Source organism: Povalibacter sp. (assembly GCF_036520495.1).
GTDB lineage: Bacteria > Pseudomonadota > Gammaproteobacteria > Steroidobacterales > Steroidobacteraceae > Steroidobacter.
Window position 1 is genome coordinate 32,363 of record NZ_DATDJO010000032.1, and the last position, 23,954, is coordinate 56,316.

Genomic DNA, 23,954 nt, shown 5'->3' on the forward strand with positions numbered 1-23,954 from the left:
CCGTACAGCTCAACTGACGCTGTCGAACGTCAGGCCGCTCGAGCCCTCGCCCCTGCCAATCTCCTTGTGTAGCGACAGCCAGGTGCAGGTCGATCCGTCGATCCAGCGGGCCAGCTGGTAGTGACAGGAAACGTGGACGCTTTCGCGCGGAACCTCTTCGTCGAACATCAGCAAGCGCGGATCCTTGTTTGAGAATCCGGCCGCGTGCGGGATGAGCCACACTCGGAACCATCGGGCTGCAACACGGCGCCGCGACGCAGCCGTTGCACCACGGCATCGGGCTCCTGCAGTTGCACGGGGAGCAACGGAATCCACTGTGTCGGGACCGTGGATGCCAGTAGATAGCGTGGCAGTGTTGCGTCGGATGGAGGCGATCCGCCCGTATCGCCAGCGCTGTCCTGCCCCCCGGACTGAACGGCGCAGAGGCACGAGCTGGAACATGCCCCCTGCGGGTCCGGCAGCTCGCGATCGCCTATCGGCCGCCGGCTACCAACGTTCCGACTGGATACCGACAAGCTGTCCAGTTTCATGCCGGCAACATCATCGCCATCGATCAGGACCAGGGACGGTCCTTCGCCTCCCACCCTGCAGGAGCACTGACGTCATGGTTGACGCTGGATATAGTTCGTCCAGCGAACCATAATGCCCCTATCAGAAGATCGGGGGATGACATGATTGCCAACCGGCCTGTGTCCTGCGCGCTCGCAATTCTTGCACTTGCAGCCAGCATGGCGAATTCGGCTGCCTACTCCGCCTCCCCGCCTCGCCTTTCAAGCCCAGGCCAGTACGAAGGCTATTCCGCCGCTCGTTACGATGGCCATCACCTGACCTCACAATACGTCGCCGTTCGTGACGGCACGCGACTCGCCGTCGATATCTTTCGACCGACCGCAAACGGCGTGGTGGCGACGGACAAGCTGCCCGTGCTCTGGATGCACACGCCATACGAACGTCGCACCACCCGTGACGGATTGACGGCCGCAAACTACCCCGGCAAGGCGCTCGAACTGCTTCCCTATGGCTACATAGTCGCCGTCGTCGACTTCCGCGGCCTCTATGCCTCCTTCGGTCACAACGCAGGGTTCAATCGCGGCGAATGGCAGGACGCGGCGAAGATGGATGCCTATGACATCACGGAGTGGCTGGCCGCGCAGCCCTGGAGCAGCGGCAAGATCGGCATGTGGGGTTGTTCGGCCACTGGCGGCAGTCAGATGCAGGCGCTGACCACCGCGCCGCCGAGCCTCAGGGCCATCTTCCCGATGAGCTGCGAATGGGACGTGTATCCGTTCGCCTCCGCCGGTGGCATGTCGCCGCCTTCCGGCGTTCCGACACAGATCATGCGCGGCGGCTCCCGGGTCGAGCGCGACAAGTCTGCGGTACCCGTGGATGGCGACGACAACCGCGCACTACTGGATGCAGCCATCGCTGAACACGCCAACAATCTCGAAACAGCCGGCTACACGCCGTTCCGCGACAGCCGCGCCGAATACTTCGACAATCAGTGGTGGCTGAAAAGCAGTCCTCACACGTACCTCGAGACGATCAATCGATCGGGCATCGCCCTGTACGTGACCGCCAACTGGGACGAAGGCACGACCAAGTACGGCGCACCCTTCACGTTCAACAACGTGACCAATCCACGCAAGCTGATTTTCGGACCGGCCACGCATTGCGACTGGACCACCGTCAAGAAGGAGACCGGCTTCGACATCGTCGTCGAAGAGCGGCGTTTCTTCGATCACTGGCTGAAGGGCATCGACAACGGCGTCATGCGCGAGGCTGCCGTGACCTATTACACATACAACGAAGCGCCGGAAAGGCAGTGGAAGACATCCGGCAGCTGGCCGCTGCGCAATGAGCGACGGACCGACTTCTATCTGCAGCCAGATGCGCTGAGCCAGAAGCCCGCTGCGGCTGCGAAACAGGAGCGCGTCGTCGACTATGGCGTAACAGCAAACAACTTCTGGGAGAAAGGACTTCAGTTCGTCACTGAACCGTTGGCTACGGACGTAGAAGTCACGGGACACCCAACACTCACACTGTGGCTGGCGTCCAGTATGACGGACGCCGATATCGTGGTGCGAATGGACGATGTGTCCCCGGACGGCAGCGCGAAGTACTACAACGTTGAAGGCAAGCTGCGTGCGTCACTCAGAAAGATCGAGAAGCCGCCGTACGACAATCTCGGCCTGCCCTGGCATCCATACACGGCCGCCTCAGTATCCCCGCTGACTCCGGGTGAGCCCGTCAGGATGGAATTGGATCTGTATCCCATTTCATATCTGTTCAAGGCGGGTCAGCGGATTCGACTGACGATCAACTTCGCTGACGAACGCGCGACTCCACGTATCGTTCCGGCGCCGCGCGTAACCGTTTTCACCGGTGCGGAGCACGCCTCGGTATTGTCGCTGCCGATCATCCCGCGATGAGCATCAGCGTGACGCGTCCTCCACAGAAATCACCACCGCCATTGCCGAATCGCCTGCGGCGCATCCCTGAAACAGACCGATGCCGCCGCCGGTCAGCGTCAGCTCCTCGATCAGTTCGATGATCGCACGCAGACCCGTCGCTGCGTGGGGGTGGCCCCAGATGAGCGAGCAACCGTAGTTGTTCATCTTCTCCAGCGGGAATCCCGTTTCGCGAGCGAACACGATGTCGTTCACGGCGAACGGATTGTGGGACTTCACCGCCTTGATGTCCTTGATCGACACACCGGCATGCTCGAGGGCGCGCTTGGTGGCGGGAACAGGTGCTTCGGGCATGTGCGCCAGATCGCAGCGGGCCTGACCGAAGCCCAGCAGACGAATGCGGATCGCGGGATTGCGGCTCAGCTCGCGCGCCTTGTCCGGTGTTGCGACCACGAGCCCGCAGTTGCCGTCCGCCGGATGCGTCTGACCGCCGAACGTCACGGTACCGCCGGGCATCGCCGGCTTCAGACGGGCCAGACCCTCGGCGGAAGTCGCGAAGACGCCTTCGTCACCGGTCATCACACCGGATTCGCCTTTGAAATTGTGCTTCGGCACTGCAAAGGGCAGTGTCATGTAGCGTTTCTGGAATGCCTGATCGTCCTTCAACGCGTCGTGGTACTGCTCGTACCGCTGCAAGACGACATCGTGCTGTTGCTGTGTCGTGACGCCATGCTTCTTCGCCACGTTCTCGGCCGTCTGCAGCATCGGGTGACCGCCGTTGACGTCATGCGAGAAGTTGTACGTGACCTGGTCTTCCGATTGCCCCATGCCTCCGAAACCGGCCGGCGCGGGATAGTAGATGTGCGCGCCATTCGACGTGCGATCGGCACCCAGCACCAGACCCGTGGTCGCCATGCCCAGCTGGACTTCTGCCGCCGCCGCCAGAATGATTCGCGGCCCCGTCGAGCAGACCTGCGACATCTGCGGACCGACCACATGCTTCATGCCGATCTCGTACAGCGGCCAGATCGCTCCCTGGAACGACTGATACTGCACCTGCGTGATTCCCAGCACGCCGAAGTCGAACTGATCCGGCGTGAGATCGCGCTTCGCCATCTCTGACTTCGCCACATGCGCCGCCAGCTTCACGCTGTGCAGGTGCTGCAGGCTGCCCTGCCATTTTGCGAATGGCGTCGACCAGTACGCGCCGTAGGGAATCTCGACATTGTCAAAGCGATTCATGGGCTGTTCCCGGTGCACTCAATATTTATGACCATTTAGTCATTATTGTACGATATAGTCAATTCACTCACCGCCGTTGGAACCGCAACGTGACCCGATCCAAAGAGCACAGCCACCGACCTCCTGATCGCCGCCGTGAACGCACGCGGGAGGCCCTGCTCAGCGCTGGTCGCTCGCTGTTCGCGTCGCGGGATGTCGATTCGGTGAGCGTCGATGAGATCGTTGCCGCCGCCGAAGTCGCCAAGGGCAGCTTCTACAACCACTTTGCCGACAAAGACGTATTTGCGCGAGAAATCGCGGCCGCGGTGCGTCGACAGGTCGAGCAGGCAGTGCTGAAGGCGAATGAAGGCATCGAGGATGCTGCTGAACACATTGCCCGCGCGCTATGTGTATTCGTTCGCTTCGCACTCGAGTATCCCGACAGTGCCCGCGTGCTGTGGAAGCTCAACTCCGGCGCGACGATGGTGGATGCGCCCATCAACCGCGGCCTGAGCGATGTCGTACAGCAAGGTATTCGTGCCGAGCGCTTCCGCCATGTCGAACTCGAGGACGGTGTGCTGCTGGTCATGGGCATCATCGTGATCGTGTTGCGCCACGTGCTCGAGGAGCGCCTGGTCACGCCGCGCCGCGCAGTTGCGGCCAGCATGGCTGCCGGACTCCTGCGAGCCCTGGGAATCACCACGGTGCAGGCGAGCCGACTGGCCGAGGCGGCCGCCGCCGACCTGCTGTCGGGAATCTGAATTCAATTGCCGAGTATTGCCGAGTTGAGGAGTAGCGAGTTGAGCAATCCCAGCGTTGTGAACGTACAGCGACACGGCGAGGTAGCCGTCGTCACCGTCAACAATCCACCTGTCAACACGATCACTGCGACGGTGCGGACCGATCTCGCACGCGCGCTGGACGAAGTGCGTGGCGCTCGCGATCTGCAGGCAGTCATCCTGCGCTGCGAAGGCTCGACGTTCTTTTCCGGCGCCGATATTGGCGAGTTCTCCGGCCCGCCGCGCGAGGAGGAGTACCGACAGCTGTTCAATGGCTGGGAAGGCCTCACCATTCCGGTCGTTGCAGCCATGCATGGCACAGTGATGGGCGGCGGTCTGGAGATCGCCCTCGCCTGCCACTACCGCGTCGCCGCACCCGGCACGCGCTTCGGCATGCCGGAAGTGACGCTCGGGATCATTCCCGGCGCCGGCGGTACACAGCGCATGCCGCGTCTGATCGGCGTGGAGAAAGCGCTCGACTTCATCCTGTCGGCGCGACCCGTCGACACCGCCAAGGCGATCGAACTCAAGTTCCTGGATGCAGTGATCGAAGGCGATCTGCTCGAAGGCACCCTCAGCTACGTTCGTTCCCTGCTGGCCGCTGGACATGGTGTGCGCCGGACCGGCGAGCTGTCGGTCGATCCGGCCACGGCAACGCCTGAAGTCATCGAGCGCATGCGGGCACTGGCGCGCAAGCAGTATCCGAACCGCGGCGCCGGCCTGGTAGCCGTCGAAGCCGTCAGCGCCGCCGCCCGCCTGCCCTTGCAGGAAGGACTCGAACTGGAGACGCGCCTGGTCAACGAATGCAAGCTGACCGATGAATCCAGAGGTGCGGTTCATGCCTTCTTCGCGGATCGCGAAACGCGACGCATCCCCGGAATACCGGCAGACGTCAAAGCCCAGCCGATCAGGTCGGCCGGTATCATCGGCGCCGGCACGATGGGCACGGGCATCGCCATCTGTTTCGCCAACGCCGGCATTCCGGTCACACTCATCGACTCGACCCGCGAAGCACTGGATCGCGGCCTTGCCGGTCTCGACCGCACTTACACATCGCTGGTGGAGCGCGGCCGGCTCACAGCTGCGGAAAAAGACCAGCGCCTCGCGCTGATCGTTGGGTCGCTTGATTACAACGACCTGCAGTCCGCGGACGTCATCATCGAAGCCGTCTTCGAGAACATGGACCTGAAGAAAAAGATTTTCGCCCAGCTCGACCAGGTGGCGAAGCCGGGCGCCGTGCTTGCGACGAATACCTCGACCCTGGATATCGAAGCGATTGCCAATGCAACGTCCCGGCCGCAGGACGTCATAGGCATGCACTTCTTCTCGCCCGCCAACATCATGCCGCTGCTGGAAGTGGTGCGCACGCAGAAGACCTCGCCCACCACGATTCGCACGGTCATGGATCTCGCCAAGCCTTTGCGCAAGACCCCGGTGCTGGCGCGCGTCTGCTACGGCTTCATCGGCAACCGCATGATGGAGGGCTACGCGCGTGAGGCCGAGCGCGTCGTGCTGGAAGGCGCCACGCCGCGGCAGGTCGACTCGGCACTCGAAGAATGGGGCATGGCCATGGGTATCCTCGCTGTCTTCGACATGGCGGGCATCGATGTCGGTGTGAACGTGCACACCGCCAACGCCGACCAATACCCGCCGGATCCAAGCTACTACCAGGCCGATTTCGCGCTGCACGAGGCAGGCCGTTTCGGACAGAAGAACGGCAAGGGCTACTATCGATACGAACCGGGCAACCGCGCGCGCCTCGACGATCCGGAGGCGCTGGCGATCCTGCGAGCACGCGCTGCGAAGCTCGGCATCGAGCAACGCGAACACTCGAAGCAGGAAATTCTCGAGCGCTGTCTCTATCCACTGCTCAACGAAGGCATTCGCATCCTCGAGGAAGGCGTTGCGTTGCGCGCCTCCGACATCGACGTGGTCTGGCTCGCCGGCTATGGCTTTCCACGTTACCGCGGCGGTCCGATGTTCTACGCACAGACCATCGGCCTGAAGACGCTGCGGGATGGCATGCTGAAGTATCAGCGCACGTTCGGCCCGATGCATTGGCAGCCGGCACCGCTGCTCGAGAGACTGGTCAATGAGGGTCGCAGCCTGGCTGATTGGGAGGCGTCCCGCCAATGACCGGGTCGCCGTCCGCCTGGACACCCGATCCGTTCACGACGGATGCCGAGCAGCGCAGCGACGGATCCATCCTGCTGCGTCCGCTCAAGTCCCTGGATGACTATCCGGTTCGCACGATGGATGCGCTCGAACACTGGGCGCGGACCACACCCGATCGTGTCTTTATCGCAAGACGCGGTAGCGACGGCCAATGGCAGGAGCTGACTTACGCGCAAGTGCTGGCTCGCGTGCAGCGCATCGCGGAAGGACTGCTGGATCGTGATCTGTCGCCGGAGCGTCCGATAGCCATCCTCTCCGGCAACAGTATCGAGCATCTGTCACTGGCGTTCGCCGCAACCTGGGCAGGCATTCCGTACTGCCCGGTCTCACCGGCGTATTCGTTGTCGGCCGGCGAGCTGAACAAACTGCGGTACGTGCTGAACCTGCTGACCCCTGGATTGATCGCAGCGTTCGGCACTGCGCCGTTTGCGCGCGCGCTCACTGAGGTGGCCGATGCCTCGGTCGAACTGGTCACCAATGCAGACTTCGTCCACAGTCGCCCGACCAGCACACTCGCGCAGATCGAGCGCACGCCGTCAGCACGACTCGTCGAGGCGCATGCCCACACGAACGCCGACAGCATCGTCAAATTCCTGCTCACCTCCGGCTCGACAGGCGATCCCAAGGCAGTCATCACCACCGAACGGATGCTGTGCAGCAACGCGACGATGCTGCGTCAGGCCCTGCCCTTCCTGATCGACGAACCGCCAGTGCTCGTCGACTGGCTGCCGTGGAATCACACGTTCGGTGGCAGCCACAACGTCGGCCTGGTGCTCTTCAATGGCGGCTCGCTGTATATCGACGATGGCAAACCGACACCCGCCGGCTTCGCCACCACGCTACGGAATCTGCGCGACATTTCGCCGACGGTGTACTTCAACGTTCCGAAGGGATTCGATGCGCTCGCACACGCGCTGCAGGACGACGCGCAGTTGCGCCACGTTTTCTACCGCCGCTTGCAGGCCTATTTCTTCGCCGGCGCTTCGTTGCCACAACATACCCGCGATACGCTGGATCGCCTTTCCATCACGGAACGCGGCTTCCGGGTGCCGATGATCTCCGGCATTGGTGCGACCGAGACCGGGCCGTCGGTGACCTTCACGACACCAGCCGCGGAACACACCTCCATCATCGGCCTGCCAGCAGCAGGCAATCTCGTGAAGCTGACACCACTCGAGGGCAAGCTGGAGCTGCGCGTACGCAGTCCGAGCGTGACACCGGGATACTGGCGCCGTCCCGACCTGACCACCGCCTGTTTCGACGAGGAAGGTTTCTATCGCCTGGGCGATGCCGTCCGCCTGATCGATCCGGCACACCCGACCCGCGGTCTCATCTTCGACGGACGCATCGCCGAGGACTTCAAGCTGGCGAGCGGCACCTGGGTCAGCGTGGGTCCATTGCGGGCACTATTGATCGGCGCGCTGTCGCCTCTGATTCAGGACGTCGGCATCGCCGGTCTGGATCGCGAATTCCTGACGGCCGTCCTGATCCCGGACGTGGCTGCATGCGCGGAGGCGCTCGGGCTGACCGATGAACCTTCGCATGCACAACTTGCGGACAGTGAGACGCTGCTGGAGTTGCTGCGCCAACGCCTCGAAGCGCATGCGTCGCGGTTCCCTGCAAGTTCGATGAACATTCGTCGTGCCATACTCGTGCGGTCGCCGCTGTCGATCGATCATGGCGAAATCACTGATAAGGGATCGGTCAATCAGCGGGCGTTGCTGCAACGCCGAGGGGATCAGGTGGCAGCCATGTACGAGCCAGAGACGCACACGACCGTCATCCGCATCCGTTAGAACGAACGCGAACTGCACACTGCAGCTTTGGGGGATATAAGAATGAATGAATCGACTCGCGGCTCCGGTGCCGCCCTGACGATCGGCCTGTGCTTCATGGTCGCCGTGATCGAGGGCTTCGACATCCAGGCCATGGGTGTCGCCGCACCCAAGCTCGCGCCTGAGTTCGGCCTCACACCCAGCCAGCTCGGCTGGGTTTTCGCGATCAGCAATATCGGTCTCGTCATCGGTGCAAGTCTGGGCGGTCGGGCCGCCGATCGTTTTGGACGCAAACCCGTCTTCATCGGCTCCGTTCTCGCCTTCGGCAGCTTCACGCTCCTGACTGCGTTCTCCGGATCATTCGGCGTGCTGTTTGCATCCCGGCTTCTTGCCGGTCTCGGCTTTGGCGCAGCGCTGCCGAACATGATGGCGGTAGCCGCAGAAATCAGTACGCCGCAACGCCGGTCCATAACAGCATCGGCGATGTTCTGCGGCATGCCGCTCGGCGGCGGCCTGTCGGCGCTGCTGACGCAGGTTCTGCCGCCGGATTTCGACTGGCGCACGATCTTCATCGTCGGCGGCATCCTGCCTCTGGTGGTGGCCGTTGCGCTGAAGCTATGGATGTCAGAGACGCTCGTGGCGTCGGCCCGCTCGAAAGAAGCGCGCGTTGCCGTGGGCCAGACGCTGTTCGGAGACCGGCGCGCCATGCCGACCCTGCTGCTCTGGCTGACCTTCCTGCCGACGCTCGTGATCCTGTATCTCTTTCTGAACTGGCTTCCCACCCTGGTCATGGCCAACGGCCTGGATCGCTCGATTGCGCCTCAGGCATCTCTGGCCTTCAACTTCGCCAGCGTCGTCGGTGCGCTCGCCGTGGGATGGATGGTCGATCGTTACGGGGCGCGCTGGCCGCTCGTCGCTGCGTACGCATTGCTGATCGTCGTCATCGTGGCACTAGGTTCCGCCCGACATCTCACACCGGTGCTCCTGTTGAGCGGTGCTGCAGGCTTTCTGTTGCTGGGCGCGAACTATGCGCTGTATGGGGTGGCCGCTTCCTACTACCCGACCAACATGCGCGGTACCGGGTCGGGCGCAAGCATTGCCGTCGGTCGCGTTGGGTCCATCTGCGGTCCGCTGTTAGCCGGGGCGCTGCTCGGCGCCGGCGCGACGGCGACGCACGTGGTTCAGTACATGGCCCCCGTCGCCGCCGTCGCCTGCATTGCCGTCTTCGCGCTGAGCTTCTTCTCTCGCGAGAACTGACAGCGCGCTAGAAACGCGCGCTGACCGAGAAGCCGATCACCCGCCCCAGTGGATTGACCAGCGTCGGATCGAACCCGCCGCCGCCGTTGCCACTCTGGGCGATATCGACGAACGGTGGCTCCTCATCGAACGCGTTGGTCACATCCAGTGCGACGGTCAGATCCTCGAGCCACGTGTCGCTGAAGCGATCGGCGAAGCTGTAGCCGAGGTAGAGTTCCAGCGACGTGAAGCTGTCGACGTCGCGAACGACCGGCGACAGGTTGTTGATGTAATCGCCGATGTAGTTGACGGTCGCATTCGCGGACAGGCCGCCGAGATTCCAGCTCAGTCCGCCACGCACCTTCAGGCGCAGCGGGTTGTAGATGAGATCGAGCGAATCGCGCATCGGCGCGCTCGGCGTGATCGCGTATTCATACGTCGTGAGATAGCTGCCGTTCAGTGTGGCGCGGAATTGCCCGGCCGAGTTCGTGTCCCACAAGTAGCTGAACTGCGCGTCGAACCCCTGCATGGTCGACGAGCCCAGGTTGAACGAACGGCCATCGACGAACAGCGTCACGACCGGGGGCAGCACGCCATTCACTCCCAGCGTCGCCAGGTTGGCGATGAAGGCTGGATCCGGGTTACGCACGATGATGCCCGTGCCGGCGAACTCGGCCTCACGGTTGAGGATCGTCAGGTCCGACAGGAACTGCGTCACCTGGCCGTCGTAGTCGATGTCGAAGTAGGTCAGGTTGGCCTTGAACCCCGGCAGCGCATCCGGCTCGAACTCGATGCCGAACGTCGTCGTCTCCGATGTCTCCGGTTTCAGATCCAGGTTGCCGCCCGACAGCGTGGCGCCGATGCGCAGCGCGCCGCCCAGGGTCGGGTCCGCGTAGTTCTGCACGAACAGGCGATTGGTGTTGCCGTAGATCTGCGCAATTCCCGGCGCACGGAAGGATTCGCCGTAGCTCGCGCGGAATGTCAGCGAATCGATCGGCTTCCAGTCCAGACCGTACTTCGGGTTGGTCGTATCGCCGACGTCGCTGTACTTGTCGTAACGGCCTGCGACATTCAGCATCAGCGCGCGAATGCCCGTGACCGCGTTGCCGCTGCCGACGATCGGCAACAGCACTTCGAGATAGCCGGAGTCGACATCGCGCTCGAAGTGCCGGAAGACAGAGTTCACGCCAGTGGCGTAGTTGTACCGCTGACCTTCGTAGCCGAGTGCAACGCGCACGGCGCCACCCGGTAATTCGAACAGCTTGCCACCGACTGCCGCCTCCATCACGTGCATGTTGGTCGTGCCCTGAGCCAGTTGCACGCCCGAGAAGATATCGGCGATCACCGCGGGATCGTTCGGTCCACCGAACGGATTGAGCGCGGTCTGCGCATTGTTGCTGCGGACAGCGGCAGCGAGGCGCGGCTGCGCGATCAAGGGATTGAAGGCTTCATCCTCGTTGTGACCATACGTGTAGTCGATATCGAGTTGCCACTCCGCCGGCAACTTGACCGTGGTGCCCGCGCTGACCTGGGCCGCCTCGGAAAAGCCAGTGTTCCGTCGCAGTGGCGAGTCATTGCGGAACGAGTACTGCACCGTCTCGCATAGCGTTCCCGCCGGCACTCCCGCGCTTGCCGGACACGCTCCGAGCGTGGCGCCCGGCGGCGCGACGAAAAACGCATTGGTGGTCGGAACGCTCAACGTCGCCGTCTGATAGGCCACGTCGTTCTCGAATTCCCGTTTTGTGCCGAACGCATTGGCATGCACGCTCCAGCTCCCGGTGATTTCCTGATCGAACGTCAGCGAGAAGCCATTGCGCTCCTGTTGGGGCAACAGGTCCTGCGATTTGTTGGGATCGCAGAGATTGAACGTCCCAGGCAGCAGCGCCGCGGCATTGCCCGGCGTGACACCGCCTGCAGGAATGGCATAGCTCGTCGCGCCGGCACCTGACCCGACAACGATGTTGCCCGGCTGACACAGGCGTGAGCTGTAGTCACGACCGCCTTCATCCCGCAAGTCCGCGCGGAAGTAGTCCCGATCCTCGCCATTCAGTGCCGAGCGAAACTGGTGCTCGGCAGCGATGGTGATCTGGCCGCTCTCCCAGGTGTGGCCGTAGATCAGGCCGATCTGATTCTCATCGGCGTCGTTGGCGAATCCATACCGGCCACGCACTTCGAGTCCGTCGAAGTTGCGCCGCAGAACCAGGTTGGCGACGCCAGCGATGGCATCTGATCCGTAAATGGCAGAGGCACCATCAGCAACGATTTCGACGCGCTCCAGCGCCAGCATCGGGATCGACGAGGGATCGACGGCAAAACCGCTGGTGCCTTGCGGCACTGCGCGATGCCCATCCACCAGAGTGAGAGTCGCAAACGGCCCGAGCCCGCGCAGATTGATCGCGGACCCCAGCGTGATGTTGCTGTTGCCGCCCGACTGCCCGCGCGAGGTCTCGGAGATGCCGAGATTGAAGACCTGCGGCACTTCCTGGATCAGCTGCGTCGTATTGACCACGGCCGCCATGTCGATCTCGTCGCGACCGACCGCAACGACGTTCGAGCCGACCGGTGCGATGCCGCGAATGCGGCTGCCCGTGACCACGACTTCCATCAGAGTGTTCGTGTCGGGTTCAGTCTCCGCCGACTGCACGTTCACCACCTGGCTCGCCAGCAGCGCGCCCATCATCACTCTCGACCACGCCAGCCCATCGGTGCGAATGGATCGTGTGCCGACCTTACTGCATTGCGACTTCATGTCATTCCCCTGAATTGCCCGCTGGCCTTTGTCGTCCCGCGAGTCGTATTGTTTCTCACGCATCAGCGGTGCATTCAGCACTCGCAACGTGAACTTTAGGGGAGATACTGCGATACCGGTAACAGAGTCTGCGTCTGCCGGCATAATGAGAAATGATGGCTGCGGAGCGGTAAAACTTGCCTGTCGACTGATCAATAGATGATGATGCAAACTATTCGTAAACAGACATGATTTACTACCCAACGATGTTTCGTTCCACGATGGTCCGCAGCGTTGCGGCGTTTTCTGGCCTCGCATTCTCGGCGATCGCGCTCTGGGGAATCGCGTCCGCGGCGACGCCCGGCGCCGGCCACATCGATCCCGAGCGTCGTCACGCCGACAAGGCTCCGACACCCGCAACGGCCAGCGCGGACTACGACACCTCGTCCTGGCGGCGACCAGGTGATGCGCAGCCCCTGCCCGCGCGCACGACGTACGACAATTCGAGCGGTGCACTCACCACCTTGAGCATCGGCGGACCGGTCGCCGCCCTCGGTCATCCCTTCTTCACGCCACTCGGCACCAACGGCCGCGCCTGCGTGACCTGTCATCAACCGTCCGATGGCATGAGCGTGTCCGTGGAGACGATTCGCCGGCAGTGGGACGCGACACAGGGCAAGGATCCGCTCTTCGCACCGGTGGACGGTTCCAATTGTCCGCATCTGCCGCAGGGCGACGCCGCGTCGCATTCGTTGCTTCTGCAACGCGGACTGTTCCGGATTTTCCGCCCCTGGCCGCCACGCGCCGCGGACGGGTCGACGATCGAGCCGCAGTTCTCCATCGAGGTCGTGCGTGACCCCACGGGCTGCAACACGCATCCGCTGTATGGCCTCAATAGCAGCGAGCCGACGATTTCCGTATATCGGCGACCGCGGCCGGTGGCCAATGTGAAATTCCTGACGGCAGTGGGCTTTCCGTTCGAGCCAAAGAACGGACTGCCATTGCCGCTGGATACGGAATCCGGATTGCCGATGAGCGGCAACCTGATGGCCGATGGACGCAATGGCACACTGAAGATCCAGGCGCGCGAAGCGATGCTCACCCATCTGCAGGCGACCGCGGCGGACGAGGCCGACGTCCGCACCATCGTCGAATTCGAGAACACGCTGTACAGCGCGCAGAGTCACGATCGCTGGGGTGGCGAACTGACCGAAGCTGGCGCCGACGGTGGGCCAGACAGACTCTCGCAGTTCGCTGCGGGCGAATTGCAGGGTGGCCCGCAGCCGATCTGGAAGGAGTTTCAGCCGTGGCGTACGCTGCCCGCACCCAAGGCGGGCGAGAATGCCGAGCAGCGAGCGTTTCGCGAATCGGTGGCACGCGGTGCAAACAGCTTCGCCACGAAGACGTTCCTGATCTGGGATGCGGCAGGCATTACATCCATGGGCTTCGGCAATCCCGTGCGCAATACCTGCGCCTTCTGCCACAACATGCAGCGCACTGGCCTCGATGTCGCGCCGGGTCAGGTCGATCTCGGCACGACCAATGAACCGTTCGCCAATCCGGCGCCGGAACTGCCGCTGTTCAAACTCACCTGCAAGGAAGGCTCCCGGCCCCATCCGCACCTGGGCCGCGTCGTCTACACGCAGGATCCCGGTTATGCGCTCACGACCGGACGCTGCACCGACATCGGCAAGATCACGATCCAGCAGATGCGCGCACTCGCCGCCCGCGCCCCGTACTTCTCCAATGGCTCGGCGAAGTCGATCCGCGAGATCGTCGACTTCTACGATCGACGCTACAGCATCGGCTACAGCGAGCAGGAAAAGCAGGATCTGGTCAATCTGATGAGTGTGCTGTGATGAATGCCATGCGTCCCGTTGCCATGGGTGTTCTTGCGGCACTCGCCTGCGTGTCGAGTGCCAGCAGTGACGAGGCGGCAACCGCGCCCGCCGCGACGATCAAGCGCTTCATCGGCTGTCCGGTCTATCGCGACACCGATGCCGGTCGGAAATCCGGATGCTGGCTGGTGACGGATCTGCAGGACGGCCTTCAGTACGAAGTCACTGACGCGCGTATCAAGCCGATCCTGGGACAGCAGATCCTGGTCGAAGGCGTGGTGACTGACAAGAGTCGTGAACTCTGCGGCGCCATCGTGCTGGATCCCGTCGACGTGTCGGTGCTGCCGCAAACGTGCAAGGGCTTCGTGATTCCCGCCGAGGGACACCCGGGTCGCCGCTTCGGACTGCCCGCCGTCGTGATGCAGCCGACGAATGTGCCGCGAGTGCTACCTGCGCCGCCGTACGAACCACGCGAGTACATCATTCAGTTCGAGCTCAACAGCGACTTCCTGCTGTACCAGTACTCCGAGCTCATCATCGAACAGGCCTCGCTCTACGCAAAGGCCAGCAAGCCGCGACGCATCACCATCACCGGCTACGCGGTAACTCGCCCGATCGAAGTTTCGGGGCAACGCATTGCGGAGACGCTCGCCGTCGCTGAAGCGCGAGCCCGCACGATTGCGGAAGCGTTGAACCGGCTCGGCATTCCACGCAGTCAGATGGAGCTCAAATGGCAGGAGGCGCCGGCAAACTATTCGAGCGGCCCTCTGCCGGAGTTGTCGCGGCGACGTGCCGTCATTGCGATCGAGCTTTAGGCGGAGGTACACAAAGGAGCGCATACGGGAACACAAAAGAGCACAAAAACGGCACTGAATTACGGACTCGCTTTGTGCTCCTTTGTGTTCCTGGCTTTTGTGTACCTGGCTTTCCAGTCCCGCACAGGAGCAAGGACGGAACGATCTACGCCCTCGCTGCCCCGAGCTTCGCACCCGATGCCGCCCGCGCCTCCCAGCGCGGCGCCAGCGACAACAGGACGATCGCCGCAATCAGCAGGATCATGCCAATGAGTTCCATCCGCGTCGGAAACGCCTGTCCGAAGAACAGGGCCAGCAGATAGGCAGCGGCTGTACCTGCCAGGATGCTGGCCGCGCGCTCGAACGGTACGCAGAACGTGTTCTCTCTGGGGTCCAGCAGGATCAGCGCCGCAAACACCGCAATGCCCGTGAACATCACGGACAGCCAGATCAGCGGCCAGATCGCGTCGCTGTTCCAGACCTGAATGAATCCCCAATTGAGTTCCGAGCCCTGATTCGCGAGCGGTGACAACGTCACGATCGCCAGACCGACGATGGCGAGCGGCATGCCGACGATCTTTTCCTCGACGAAGTAGCCGCGCAGCGAATCCTCGTTGCCGTTCTTGGCAACGCGCGTCATTACCGACAGGCGGATGAAATAGCCGATCGTGTACAACACCACCGCAGCGATGGCGAGCGGCGGCATGTGCAGACCGCCGCGCTCCCAGAGCGTCAACGCCAGTGCGATGCTGACCAGCACCAACGCCACCCATGAATACCAGCGCACCCGGCGCCCTGCCACCAGATCGACCAGCGGCGCGATGATCAGCACATCGCCGCGCATCAGCAGCTGAATGAACGGAATGCTCACACCCTCGAACGTGAGCGACAACGGCACGGTGAAGAGCAGCAGGCTGGTGCCGATACCGGCCAGAAATGTCCAGCGCGTGGGCGCCGGAATCCGCCAGGGACCGACCCGCACCCGATTCGCTGAACGCCACCAGCCCGACAGCCAGACGAACGCAACGAGCATGACGAGGCCGATGATCAGGGTCGCCGGCAGAATCTCCAGCCCCGTGAAAGGCCGACCCAGTGCTTCGTTTGGCGTGGTCGTCAGATAGCGGGTGATCAGGATGTACGGGACGTACATCGCCAGATAGAACAGCGTCGTAATCTCTATCGGCAGGCGCGTCAAACGCATCTGGTATCCCCCGGCCCCTGAGAGCGCCGGGAAGCATAGTGGAGCCGCAGCTGTTTGCAAACAACAATAGTTCGTTGTACGAACCGTTCAAGAAGTTGATAGTTGATAGTGGATAGCGCCGGCGGACTATCAATGAGGTCCGGCTGACGCCGGACCCACCGGCGCTCTGCTTTACCTATCAACTCTCAACTATCCTGAGCTCCGCGCCAATCTCGCTCAGGATGTCGTACACGAACTGCGCCGGTGGCGTCAGCGCCGGACTGCGACGATGCGACAGGAACATGGGACGCAGCGTGGCCCGATCGCCCAACGAGCGCGCTTTGAGCGTACCCGCTGCCAGGTCGTCCTTAATGACACCCGTGACCATGACACCGACACCCAGGCCGCGTCGCACCGTTTCCATGACGTTCTGCAGCGAGTCCAGTTCCACCGCCACGCGCGGTGTCAGGCTCTCCGCAGCGAACACGGCATCGACGATGGTGCGGATCGAATTGGGTTGACGCGGCACCACCCACGGTAACGCCGCGAGTTCAGCGAGCGAGGCGTTCTCCGGAATATCCCAACTGCTCGGATACATGAGGATGAGCTGCTCGCACAGTATTTCTTCACCGACGATGGCCTCGCCGTCGGGCCGTGTCGGAGAAATGGAGAGTTCGATGCGTCCCTTGACCAGCAGGTCGTTGAGGACGGCGCTGCCCTCCTCGCGAATCTGCAGATGCATCTCCGGATGCTGAGTGCAGACTTTCTCGATCAGCGGCAGGGCGAAGCGCGGCACCATCGTCGGGGAGATTCCCAGCGATACGGCGCCGGATAGTGGCTGCACCTCGCGATGCACGGCATCCCGCAACTCCTCGAACTGGCGCAGGATCGTCTGCGCCCGTGCATACAGGATGCTGCCAGCCCGCGTGGGCGTCACACCGGAGACGGAGCGCTCGAGCAATTTCACCTTCAGTTCGTTCTCCAGAACGGCGAGCTGCTGACTGAGCGCCGGCTGCGCTACGCCAGTGGCTGCAGCAGCACGCGTAATGCTGCCGCTGTCGACGATCTGGACGAAGTATCGCAGTCGGCGACTATCCATCCCACACCCCGTTCGTATGAAGAAGCGCTCGATCATAAGCCGGGCTTATGCTGGGAGCCACAGAAGTTGTTTCCTGCAACGCGTCCCGCGTGTCTACTATCCGTTGAAACAACCACGACGCCTGCGGGGGACGCTTGGCAATCGAAGCAGATAAGGTCATTCGCAAAATCCGCTGGCGGCTCGTGACGCCGCTCTTGCTGCTGCTGTTCCTCAGCACCATCGATCGCGCCAACGTGAGCTTCGCCGCGCTGCAGATGAACGAGGCCCTGGGCCTCACTGCGGAGACCTACGGCTTCGGCGTGAGCCTGTTTTTCGTCGGCTACATCATCATTCAGCTGCCGAGCCTGTGGTTGCTGCAGCGGATTGGCATGCGCCGCTGGCTGTTCCTGATTGCGCTGGTCTGGGGACTGGCCGCCACGGGGATGGCCTTCGTGCAGTCGCGTGAGGCCTTCTACACGCTGCGCGTCATTCTGGGTATCGCGGAGGGTGGTTACGCGCCGGGGCTCATGCTCTACCTCGCACAGTGGATTCCAAGAAGTCACCGGGCCGGCGCGATCTCGAACGTGATGCTGGCCGTGCCCATTTCCGTCGTGGTCGGCGGACCGCTGTCGGGCTGGTTGATGAGCATCGACAACCCGCTCGACATGCCGGGCTGGCGCTGGATGTTCCTGATCGAAGGTCTGCCCACTCTGGTAGTTGGCACTGCCGTCCTGTGGTTGTTCGCCGACCGGCCGCGGGATGCGCATTGGTTGAATGAAGGCGAAAAGCGCTGGATCGAGACACAGCTCGCCTCTGAGCAGACAGCACCTCAGGAGCGCTCCTCCGTCTGGTCCCTGCTCGGCAACGTCCGGCTGTGGGCGGCAACCCTCTGCTGGTTCGCGTTGATGGCGGGTGCGCAGGGTCTGCTGTACTGGTTGCCGCAGGCGATCCGCCACCTGTCAGCCAGCAGCAGCGACCTCGACGTCGGCATCTTGAGTGCGCTGCCGTGGTTCTCGATCGGCGTCGGCATGCTCGTCAACGCCTGGCATTCCGACAAGACGCAGGAGCGCTACCTGCACGTTGCGCTCGCCACCCTGTTCGCGGGCGTACTGTTTGCGCTCACGACGCTATCGGGCGATGCCATGGCATTGGTCGCGCTGATTATCGCCGGCTTCTTTCTTGGCGCTGCGCAGGGAACCTTCTGGACCATTCCGCCCACGTTCCTGAGTCCGTTCGCGCTCGCAGCCGGCCTCGGCATCATCAACATGTGCGGCAATCTTGCGGGCCTCATCGTCCCTGTGGCGGTGGGCTGGATACGAGCACGGACGGGTTCGTTCGACCTGCCCGTCTATTCGATTGCTGCCGTGTTGTGCCTCGGCGGAGTCGTGCTGCTGTGGCTGCGGGCGCGGATCGAACGTCAAGACGCGGCCGGCGCTGCAGGATTGACCGAAGGAGTGCGTGCCTCGTCCCGATGAGCGCTCTTTCGCAATCCGTCGGCGACTTCATCGCACGCACCCGCTACGAAGACCTGTCGCCCGCCGCAGTCGATATGACGAAGCGCTGCCTGCTCGACGCGATCGGCGTGTCGCTGGGCGCGAGCGGTCTGGGCGAAGGCTGCCGGGCGTTCATCGATCTGGCGCTAGAACAGGGTGGACGAGCGCAATGCGCGATCCTCGGCGAGCAACGCCAGGCGCCACCCGAAGCCGCCGCCTTTGCCAACGGCGCACTCGCACACGCACTCGACTACGAGGACTCGCACGACGGCGCATTGATCCATCCCAATGCGCCGGTCGTCCCCGCCGCGCTGGCGATTGCAGAGGCCTTCGCCCCCGTCAGCGGTCGGGATCTGATCACGGCGGTGGCCATCGGCTGCGACGTAGGCGTGCGCATGGCGCTGTCGCTGCGCGTTTCACTCGCGGAGTTCGGTTGGTATCCGCCGCCGATTCTTGCAGCGTTCGGCGCGACGGCAGCGGCAGCCAGGCTGCTACACCTCGATACGCGGCAGACCGTCGATGCCCTGTCGCTGCTGCAATGTCAGTCGACCTGCAGCGGCGAGATCATTCACAGCCCACACTCGCTCGTGCGGGCGGTTCGCGATGCCTTCGCAGCACGCGCGGGCGTCACATCCGCCCTGCTCGCCCATCGCGGCGTCACCGGATTCGACGCACCGCTGGAAGGCCGCGCCGGCTTCTTCGCCTGCTACGCACGCAACCAGTACGACCCTCAGGCTCTCACCGCCGAACTCGGGCGACGCTTCGAGATCGAGAACATCAGCTTCAAGCCGTGGCCATCCTGTCGTGGCACGCACGCGGCGATCGAAGCCGCTCTCCATGGCGTCCGATTGCACAGGATCAGGCCGCAGCAGATCGACCGCGTCGTCATTCATGGCGGCCGCATGCTGAGCATGCTGGCCGAACCGATCGACAGCAAGCGGCGACCCTCGACCGCCATCGATGCAAAGTTCAGCCTGCCATTCACGGTAGCCACCGCTCTGGTGCATGGACGGGTCGGTTTGCAGAGCTTCCTGCCGGGTGCACTGACCGATGCGGAGGTCCTGCGCCTCGCAGCACGCATCGAGGTCCGTAGCGATGCGCCACACCCGACGGCCATTGGCGCCGTACTGGAGCTGCATCTGCACGACAGCACGACGACCCGCATCGAAGTCGACAGGCCGCGAGGCGGGCCGGGGAATCCGCTGTCCGACGAGGATCTGATCGAGAAGTTCATCGAATGCGCCGGCCATGCAGCCCGCCCGCTGGATGCGGCGTCGGCCCGGCGCTTCGTGGATACCCTGCTCAACCTGGAGCAGCTGGAACGCGTGGACGATCTTATGACGCTGCTGCACTGAGCGCGCGGGCATCACGCGCTCTTATCGCTGGCAGATGGAACCGCTGTTACCCGCGCCGGGCAGCGCGGCCTATGATTCTGCCGGCAGCGCGCCGGGTTGACGGCGTGACCGGAGCATCCATGCCGCAGCCGCCCGTTCATAACGACCTCAACGAGTACGATCCGACGCTGCCGGAGACGTTCGAGAGCGAGTACGCGAAGTTCGATGAGCTGCGTGCACGCTGCCCCGTGGCACACAGCACGGCATTCGACGGCTTCTGGGCCATCACGCGCTACGACGACATCATGGGCATCCTGATGGACCCGGGGACCTACATCACGTCCGTACGCAACGTCGTCCCCGGCTCCTCGACGACGGGACGCCGTCCGCCACTGCACCTCAATCCGCCCGATCACACGCCCTATCGACGCGCCATCGACCGCGCCCTGGGCGGTCGACGCGTGGCCATGATCGAACCGGCAACGCGCCGTTTCGCCGCCTCCCTGATGCGCGATCTGGTCGCGCGCGGCGAGGCAGACTTCATCGAGCATTTCGCCAGTCCCTTACCCGCCCAGGTGTTCGGCGAATGGATGGGACTCTCGCCGGCGCAGATCGATGTCCTGTGGGCGACGTCGAAGGCTTACGTGAAAGCCTGGGAAGCCTTCGACAAGTCGAGCGTCGCCGCGGCTGCAGAAGGCCTTGCAAGGATGGCTGCGGAGGTGATTCAGGAACGGCGCCGCGAGCCGCGTGATCCCCTGATGGATCCGACCAGTTCACTGCTGGCCGAACGCGACGACAACGGCGAGCCGTTTCCCGATGTGTTGCTGGCCGGGTGCGTGCGACAGGTGCTGGTGGTCGGTCTGGTCGCACCGCCCATCGTCATGGGCAGCATTGCCGTGCATCTGTCGCGCGACCAGGCGCTGCAGCAACAACTGCGTGAGAACCCGCAGCAGATCCCGGACGCCATCGAAGAGTTTCTGCGTCTGTACACGCCCTATCGCGGCTTCGCGCGCTCCGCACGGCACGAGGTCGACCTGCACGGACGTCGCATTCAGCCGGGTGAGGCCATTGCACTCATCTACGCCTCGGCCAATCGCGACGAATCGATTTTCCCCAAGCCGGGCGAATTCCAGTTGAACCGGCCGAACATCAAGCAGCATCTCGCGTTCGGCCGCGGACCGCACATGTGTGCCGGCATCCCGCTCGCCCGCCAGCAACTCGCGATCGCTCTGGAAGAACTGCTGCGCCAGACGAGCCACTTCGAGGTCAGCGGCGAGGTGCGCATGAGCGGCATGCCGGAACTCGGCCCGATCTGTGTGCCGCTGCGGATGACTCCGTAGACCGAGAAGGTACCCAAAGGAGCACAAACGAGATTTGTTGCCCCGGAGCTATCTCCGAGACATGAATTTTTTTGTGCTCTTTTGCGTTCTTCCTTGTGCTCCTTTGTGTACCCCTCTTCTCTTCACCGCCGCCGGGCAGCATACGAAGCGGCCGGACCTTCGATGAACTCGGTCACCGAGCGCACGATGGCGTCGCGGTCGACGCCTTCCTGATTGAAGTTGTCGAGCGGCAACGACACGACCGGAATGCCGGCACGCTCCAGAGCTCGCAACACGAACGGATCCGCATCCGACAGCGCCACTGCGCCATCGACACTGTGCGTTTGTGCTTCATGGACATGCCAGGCCGCCGCCCACGTTGGCATGCGTAACTCATCGCCCATCGTAACGACGCGCGCGGCCAGCGCGCGTAGTGGATCGCGACCGCCATCGAAGCGGCGGATATAGCCGTCGGCCGCGAGCGCCAGGTACATCGACCAGACGAAGACCGCGCCGTGTGTGGCTTCCCAGCGCTGGTAGAAGCCCATGTCGCTCCACATGCCGCGTCCCACCCACATCAGGCGAATACGTTCGTTCGGGCACGCGGCTTCGCGTGCGGCGACGCGTTCGACCACTTCGTCGTGGAATGCACGAGCCGCATCCCGCGCCCACACGGTGCCGCGTTGCCATTGCGGCGTCATGGTCGCCGGCATCGTATCCACCACCGATACCGGTGCAGGAATCGTTCGGGCGATGAGATCCCGCGTGCGGCGGTAGAGATCTTCCTGCTCATTCACCAGGTTCATCACGTCAGCGAATCGACTCAGCGAGAACTCGCGCCCGGTGCCCTGCTCCAGTCTCGCAATCAGTTCGCGCATTTCGGTGACCAGCAGGTCGAGCCGCTCCGGTTCGAGCGCTTCGTCCCAGTGGTCCGGCAGCCTCTGCCACCAGTCGCTGAACAGATTCCAGCGCGGGTCGACGGTGCGTTCGAAAATATACAGATCGGCGCCGGTTGCGGCCGACCAGGCCTCGAATAGCGTGGCTGCGCTATCCGTACTGTTCAATGCCTGCAGGAACTGCGGCCGCGGCAATCCGCCCCAGGGTGCCTTCTCCGGATCGTCGTCGAAGGCCGCAGCCAGGCCTTGCGCGCTGTAGGCATCGACGGCGGTCGGATAGCCGCGCGCTTCGAGGAGTTCGAGATAGCGCGAGCTCTGCTGTTTGGCGGCGACGATGGACGACCACCATTGATTGACGACGAACGGAATATCCAGCGCCCGCAGGATCTCCTGTGGCGCGTTGGCATTCACTACGGCGATCGCCTCGCCCGCCAGGGCGCGCTGTCGCAGCTCGTCGAACCATTGCCGCTGGTAGTCGCCGATCGCAGCCAGGGATCGCAACGACTTGCGACTGCGCGTGCCAGCGCGTCCGCCCCCTGCGGTAGCTGCCGCGATCGGCTGCGAGGGCAACGCGATACTCGTTCGTCTCGACGTGACGAAGGCGCGCACCGATTCACTCACCCATTCGCGATCGGTCGCAGCCACGCCGCCCAGCGACAGCAGCGGCAACCCCAGATCTGCGCAAAGGCGCCACGTCCGCTGCGAATGCCACGGCGATGCTTCGTCACCGGGGAGGCACAGCTCGATGACAACATCGGGACGGCACCGCTCCAGAGTGGCTCGCAGCGACGCTCCATGCTGCTCGATCGATCTGCTGACAGCGGTCGCACGCAACGCCGGCTCGGCCAGCGCACGGAGAGGATCGGGACCTGGAGCAATCTCGTACGCACACGATGGCTCGCCCCAGTCATGATCCTCACCCATGACGAGCACTCCGCAGGATTCGAGCAGCGCGTACCAGCCCGCATGCTCGTGCACGCTCCCGGTAAGGAACGCACGCGTGCCCCTCAGGATCGGCAGCACTGCCGCGGCTTCCGACAGTGAACGCAGCAGCGCGACGTGCTCATCCACAGGAAGAATGGCCGCGCTGCCGATGATCTTGAGCGCGTCCACTCCCGAAAGCCGCACCTGAGCCCCGAGCCGCAGTTTCATGACCTGTCGCAGCAGTCGGCGTTGCTCGTTGCCCGCAGCGATGACACGGGCAAGCGTGGCTTCGGAACTGGCGAAGCTCACTACCCCCAGCGCCTGCTGCAATTGGCGCAGACGGGACGCGTTGTAGTTGCGCGTCGACTCCCGCGGCAGGTGCTTCAGGTCGATAAGATGCACCGCGCCCAGTTGCAGCTCCCCTGCGGCAACCAGCTCGCGCAGCACGGCGAACAACTGCGGCAGCTCGGCCTCCGCATGCGAGATCACCACGCGTTCGTCGGGACGCAGCGTCAGCAACTGCTCGAGCAGACTGAGAGTGCGTGTCGACCACGAAGCGGATCCGATGGCGCGATCGGCGAGCGGCGTCGGCAGATCGCGCAGCTGCGCCAGTCGCACTGGCGCAATCCCGGCTGCCAGCAGCAGTTCACGAGGGATGTCGGAACCGATGACGCGTGCAACGGAGCGTCCCTGCCGACGCAATCGATCGGCGACCGATGCGGCGTCGTCGAACGCATCGCGGAACCCACCGAGAATGGCGCTGGGATCGTCCATCG

General features: G+C 63.4%; 16 protein-coding genes. 10 read left to right on the top strand and 6 right to left on the bottom strand.

Annotated elements, in window-relative coordinates:
• Positions 1-9 precede the first annotated feature (9 nt).
• Complete coding sequence (locus VIZ63_RS11610; RefSeq protein WP_331609777.1) at positions 10-174, bottom strand: hypothetical protein; 165 nt, start codon at positions 172-174, stop codon at positions 10-12.
• A gap of 554 nt (positions 175-728) precedes the next feature.
• Between VIZ63_RS11610 and VIZ63_RS11615 the strand changes: the two genes are divergently transcribed.
• Positions 729-2,429 carry a CocE/NonD family hydrolase gene (locus VIZ63_RS11615; RefSeq protein WP_331609778.1) on the top strand — a complete coding sequence of 567 codons (1,701 nt, stop codon included), beginning with the start codon at positions 729-731 and terminating at the stop codon, positions 2,427-2,429.
• 3 nt (positions 2,430-2,432) lie between these two features.
• On the opposite strand, the gene VIZ63_RS11620 is transcribed toward VIZ63_RS11615, so the two are convergent.
• Positions 2,433-3,650 carry a thiolase family protein gene (locus VIZ63_RS11620; protein WP_331609779.1) on the bottom strand — a complete coding sequence of 406 codons (1,218 nt, stop codon included), beginning with the start codon at positions 3,648-3,650 and terminating at the stop codon, positions 2,433-2,435.
• An 89-nt stretch (positions 3,651-3,739) separates the two neighbouring features.
• Between VIZ63_RS11620 and VIZ63_RS11625 the strand changes: the two genes are divergently transcribed.
• Genes VIZ63_RS11625 through VIZ63_RS11640 form a run of 4 tightly spaced genes read left to right on the top strand, consistent with a single transcriptional unit; the run spans position 3,740 to position 9,615 of the window.
• Positions 3,740-4,390, top strand: a complete 651-nt coding sequence (locus tag VIZ63_RS11625; RefSeq protein ID WP_331609780.1) for a TetR/AcrR family transcriptional regulator — start codon at positions 3,740-3,742, stop codon at positions 4,388-4,390.
• A gap of 39 nt (positions 4,391-4,429) precedes the next feature.
• The gene (locus VIZ63_RS11630) at positions 4,430-6,544 is read left to right on the top strand and encodes a 3-hydroxyacyl-CoA dehydrogenase NAD-binding domain-containing protein (RefSeq protein ID WP_331609781.1); all 2,115 of its coding nucleotides are present in this window, start codon (positions 4,430-4,432) and stop codon (positions 6,542-6,544) included.
• The gene (locus VIZ63_RS11635) at positions 6,541-8,379 is read left to right on the top strand and encodes a feruloyl-CoA synthase (protein WP_331609782.1); all 1,839 of its coding nucleotides are present in this window, start codon (positions 6,541-6,543) and stop codon (positions 8,377-8,379) included. Before VIZ63_RS11630 ends, VIZ63_RS11635 begins: the two co-directional genes overlap by 4 nt.
• A gap of 42 nt (positions 8,380-8,421) precedes the next feature.
• Entirely contained in the window at positions 8,422-9,615 is a 1,194-nt protein-coding gene (locus tag VIZ63_RS11640; protein WP_331609783.1) for an MFS transporter, read from the top strand.
• A 7-nt stretch (positions 9,616-9,622) separates the two neighbouring features.
• Here the strand turns inward: VIZ63_RS11640 and VIZ63_RS11645 are convergent, their stop codons facing one another.
• Positions 9,623-12,343, bottom strand: coding sequence for a TonB-dependent receptor (locus VIZ63_RS11645; protein WP_331609784.1), 2,721 nt, complete (start codon positions 12,341-12,343; stop codon positions 9,623-9,625).
• Between the two features lie 245 nt (positions 12,344-12,588).
• Between VIZ63_RS11645 and VIZ63_RS11650 the strand changes: the two genes are divergently transcribed.
• A complete protein-coding gene (locus VIZ63_RS11650; RefSeq protein ID WP_331609785.1) occupies positions 12,589-14,181 on the top strand; it encodes a hypothetical protein in 1,593 nt (530 codons plus the stop codon).
• Positions 14,181-14,975, top strand: coding sequence for a hypothetical protein (locus VIZ63_RS11655; RefSeq protein WP_331609787.1), 795 nt, complete (start codon positions 14,181-14,183; stop codon positions 14,973-14,975). The genes VIZ63_RS11650 and VIZ63_RS11655 overlap by 1 nt, the downstream gene beginning before the upstream one ends.
• A gap of 145 nt (positions 14,976-15,120) precedes the next feature.
• On the opposite strand, the gene VIZ63_RS11660 is transcribed toward VIZ63_RS11655, so the two are convergent.
• Positions 15,121-16,155 (bottom strand): hypothetical protein, encoded by a 1,035-nt coding sequence (locus VIZ63_RS11660; protein ID WP_331609788.1) that lies wholly within the window; start codon positions 16,153-16,155, stop codon positions 15,121-15,123.
• A 178-nt stretch (positions 16,156-16,333) separates the two neighbouring features.
• Positions 16,334-17,233, bottom strand: a complete 900-nt coding sequence (locus VIZ63_RS11665) for a LysR substrate-binding domain-containing protein (protein ID WP_331609789.1) — start codon at positions 17,231-17,233, stop codon at positions 16,334-16,336.
• A gap of 134 nt (positions 17,234-17,367) precedes the next feature.
• On the opposite strand from VIZ63_RS11665, the gene VIZ63_RS11670 reads away from it, so the two are divergent.
• The 3 genes from VIZ63_RS11670 to VIZ63_RS11680 all read left to right on the top strand — a co-directional run bounded on the left by VIZ63_RS11670 (position 17,368) and on the right by VIZ63_RS11680 (position 21,379).
• Positions 17,368-18,687: an MFS transporter gene (locus tag VIZ63_RS11670; protein WP_331609790.1), complete on the top strand. Its 1,320-nt coding sequence runs from the start codon at positions 17,368-17,370 to the stop codon at positions 18,685-18,687.
• Positions 18,684-20,060 (top strand): MmgE/PrpD family protein, encoded by a 1,377-nt coding sequence (locus VIZ63_RS11675; RefSeq protein WP_331609791.1) that lies wholly within the window; start codon positions 18,684-18,686, stop codon positions 20,058-20,060. Before VIZ63_RS11670 ends, VIZ63_RS11675 begins: the two co-directional genes overlap by 4 nt.
• Positions 20,061-20,179: 119 nt before the next feature.
• Positions 20,180-21,379, top strand: a complete 1,200-nt coding sequence (locus VIZ63_RS11680) for a cytochrome P450 (RefSeq protein WP_331609792.1) — start codon at positions 20,180-20,182, stop codon at positions 21,377-21,379.
• Positions 21,380-21,501: 122 nt separating this feature from the next.
• Here VIZ63_RS11680 and VIZ63_RS11685 read toward each other — a convergent pair whose 3' ends face one another.
• Positions 21,502-23,952 carry a 2-hydroxyacyl-CoA dehydratase family protein gene (locus VIZ63_RS11685; protein WP_331609793.1) on the bottom strand — a complete coding sequence of 817 codons (2,451 nt, stop codon included), beginning with the start codon at positions 23,950-23,952 and terminating at the stop codon, positions 21,502-21,504.
• Positions 23,953-23,954 lie beyond the last annotated feature (2 nt).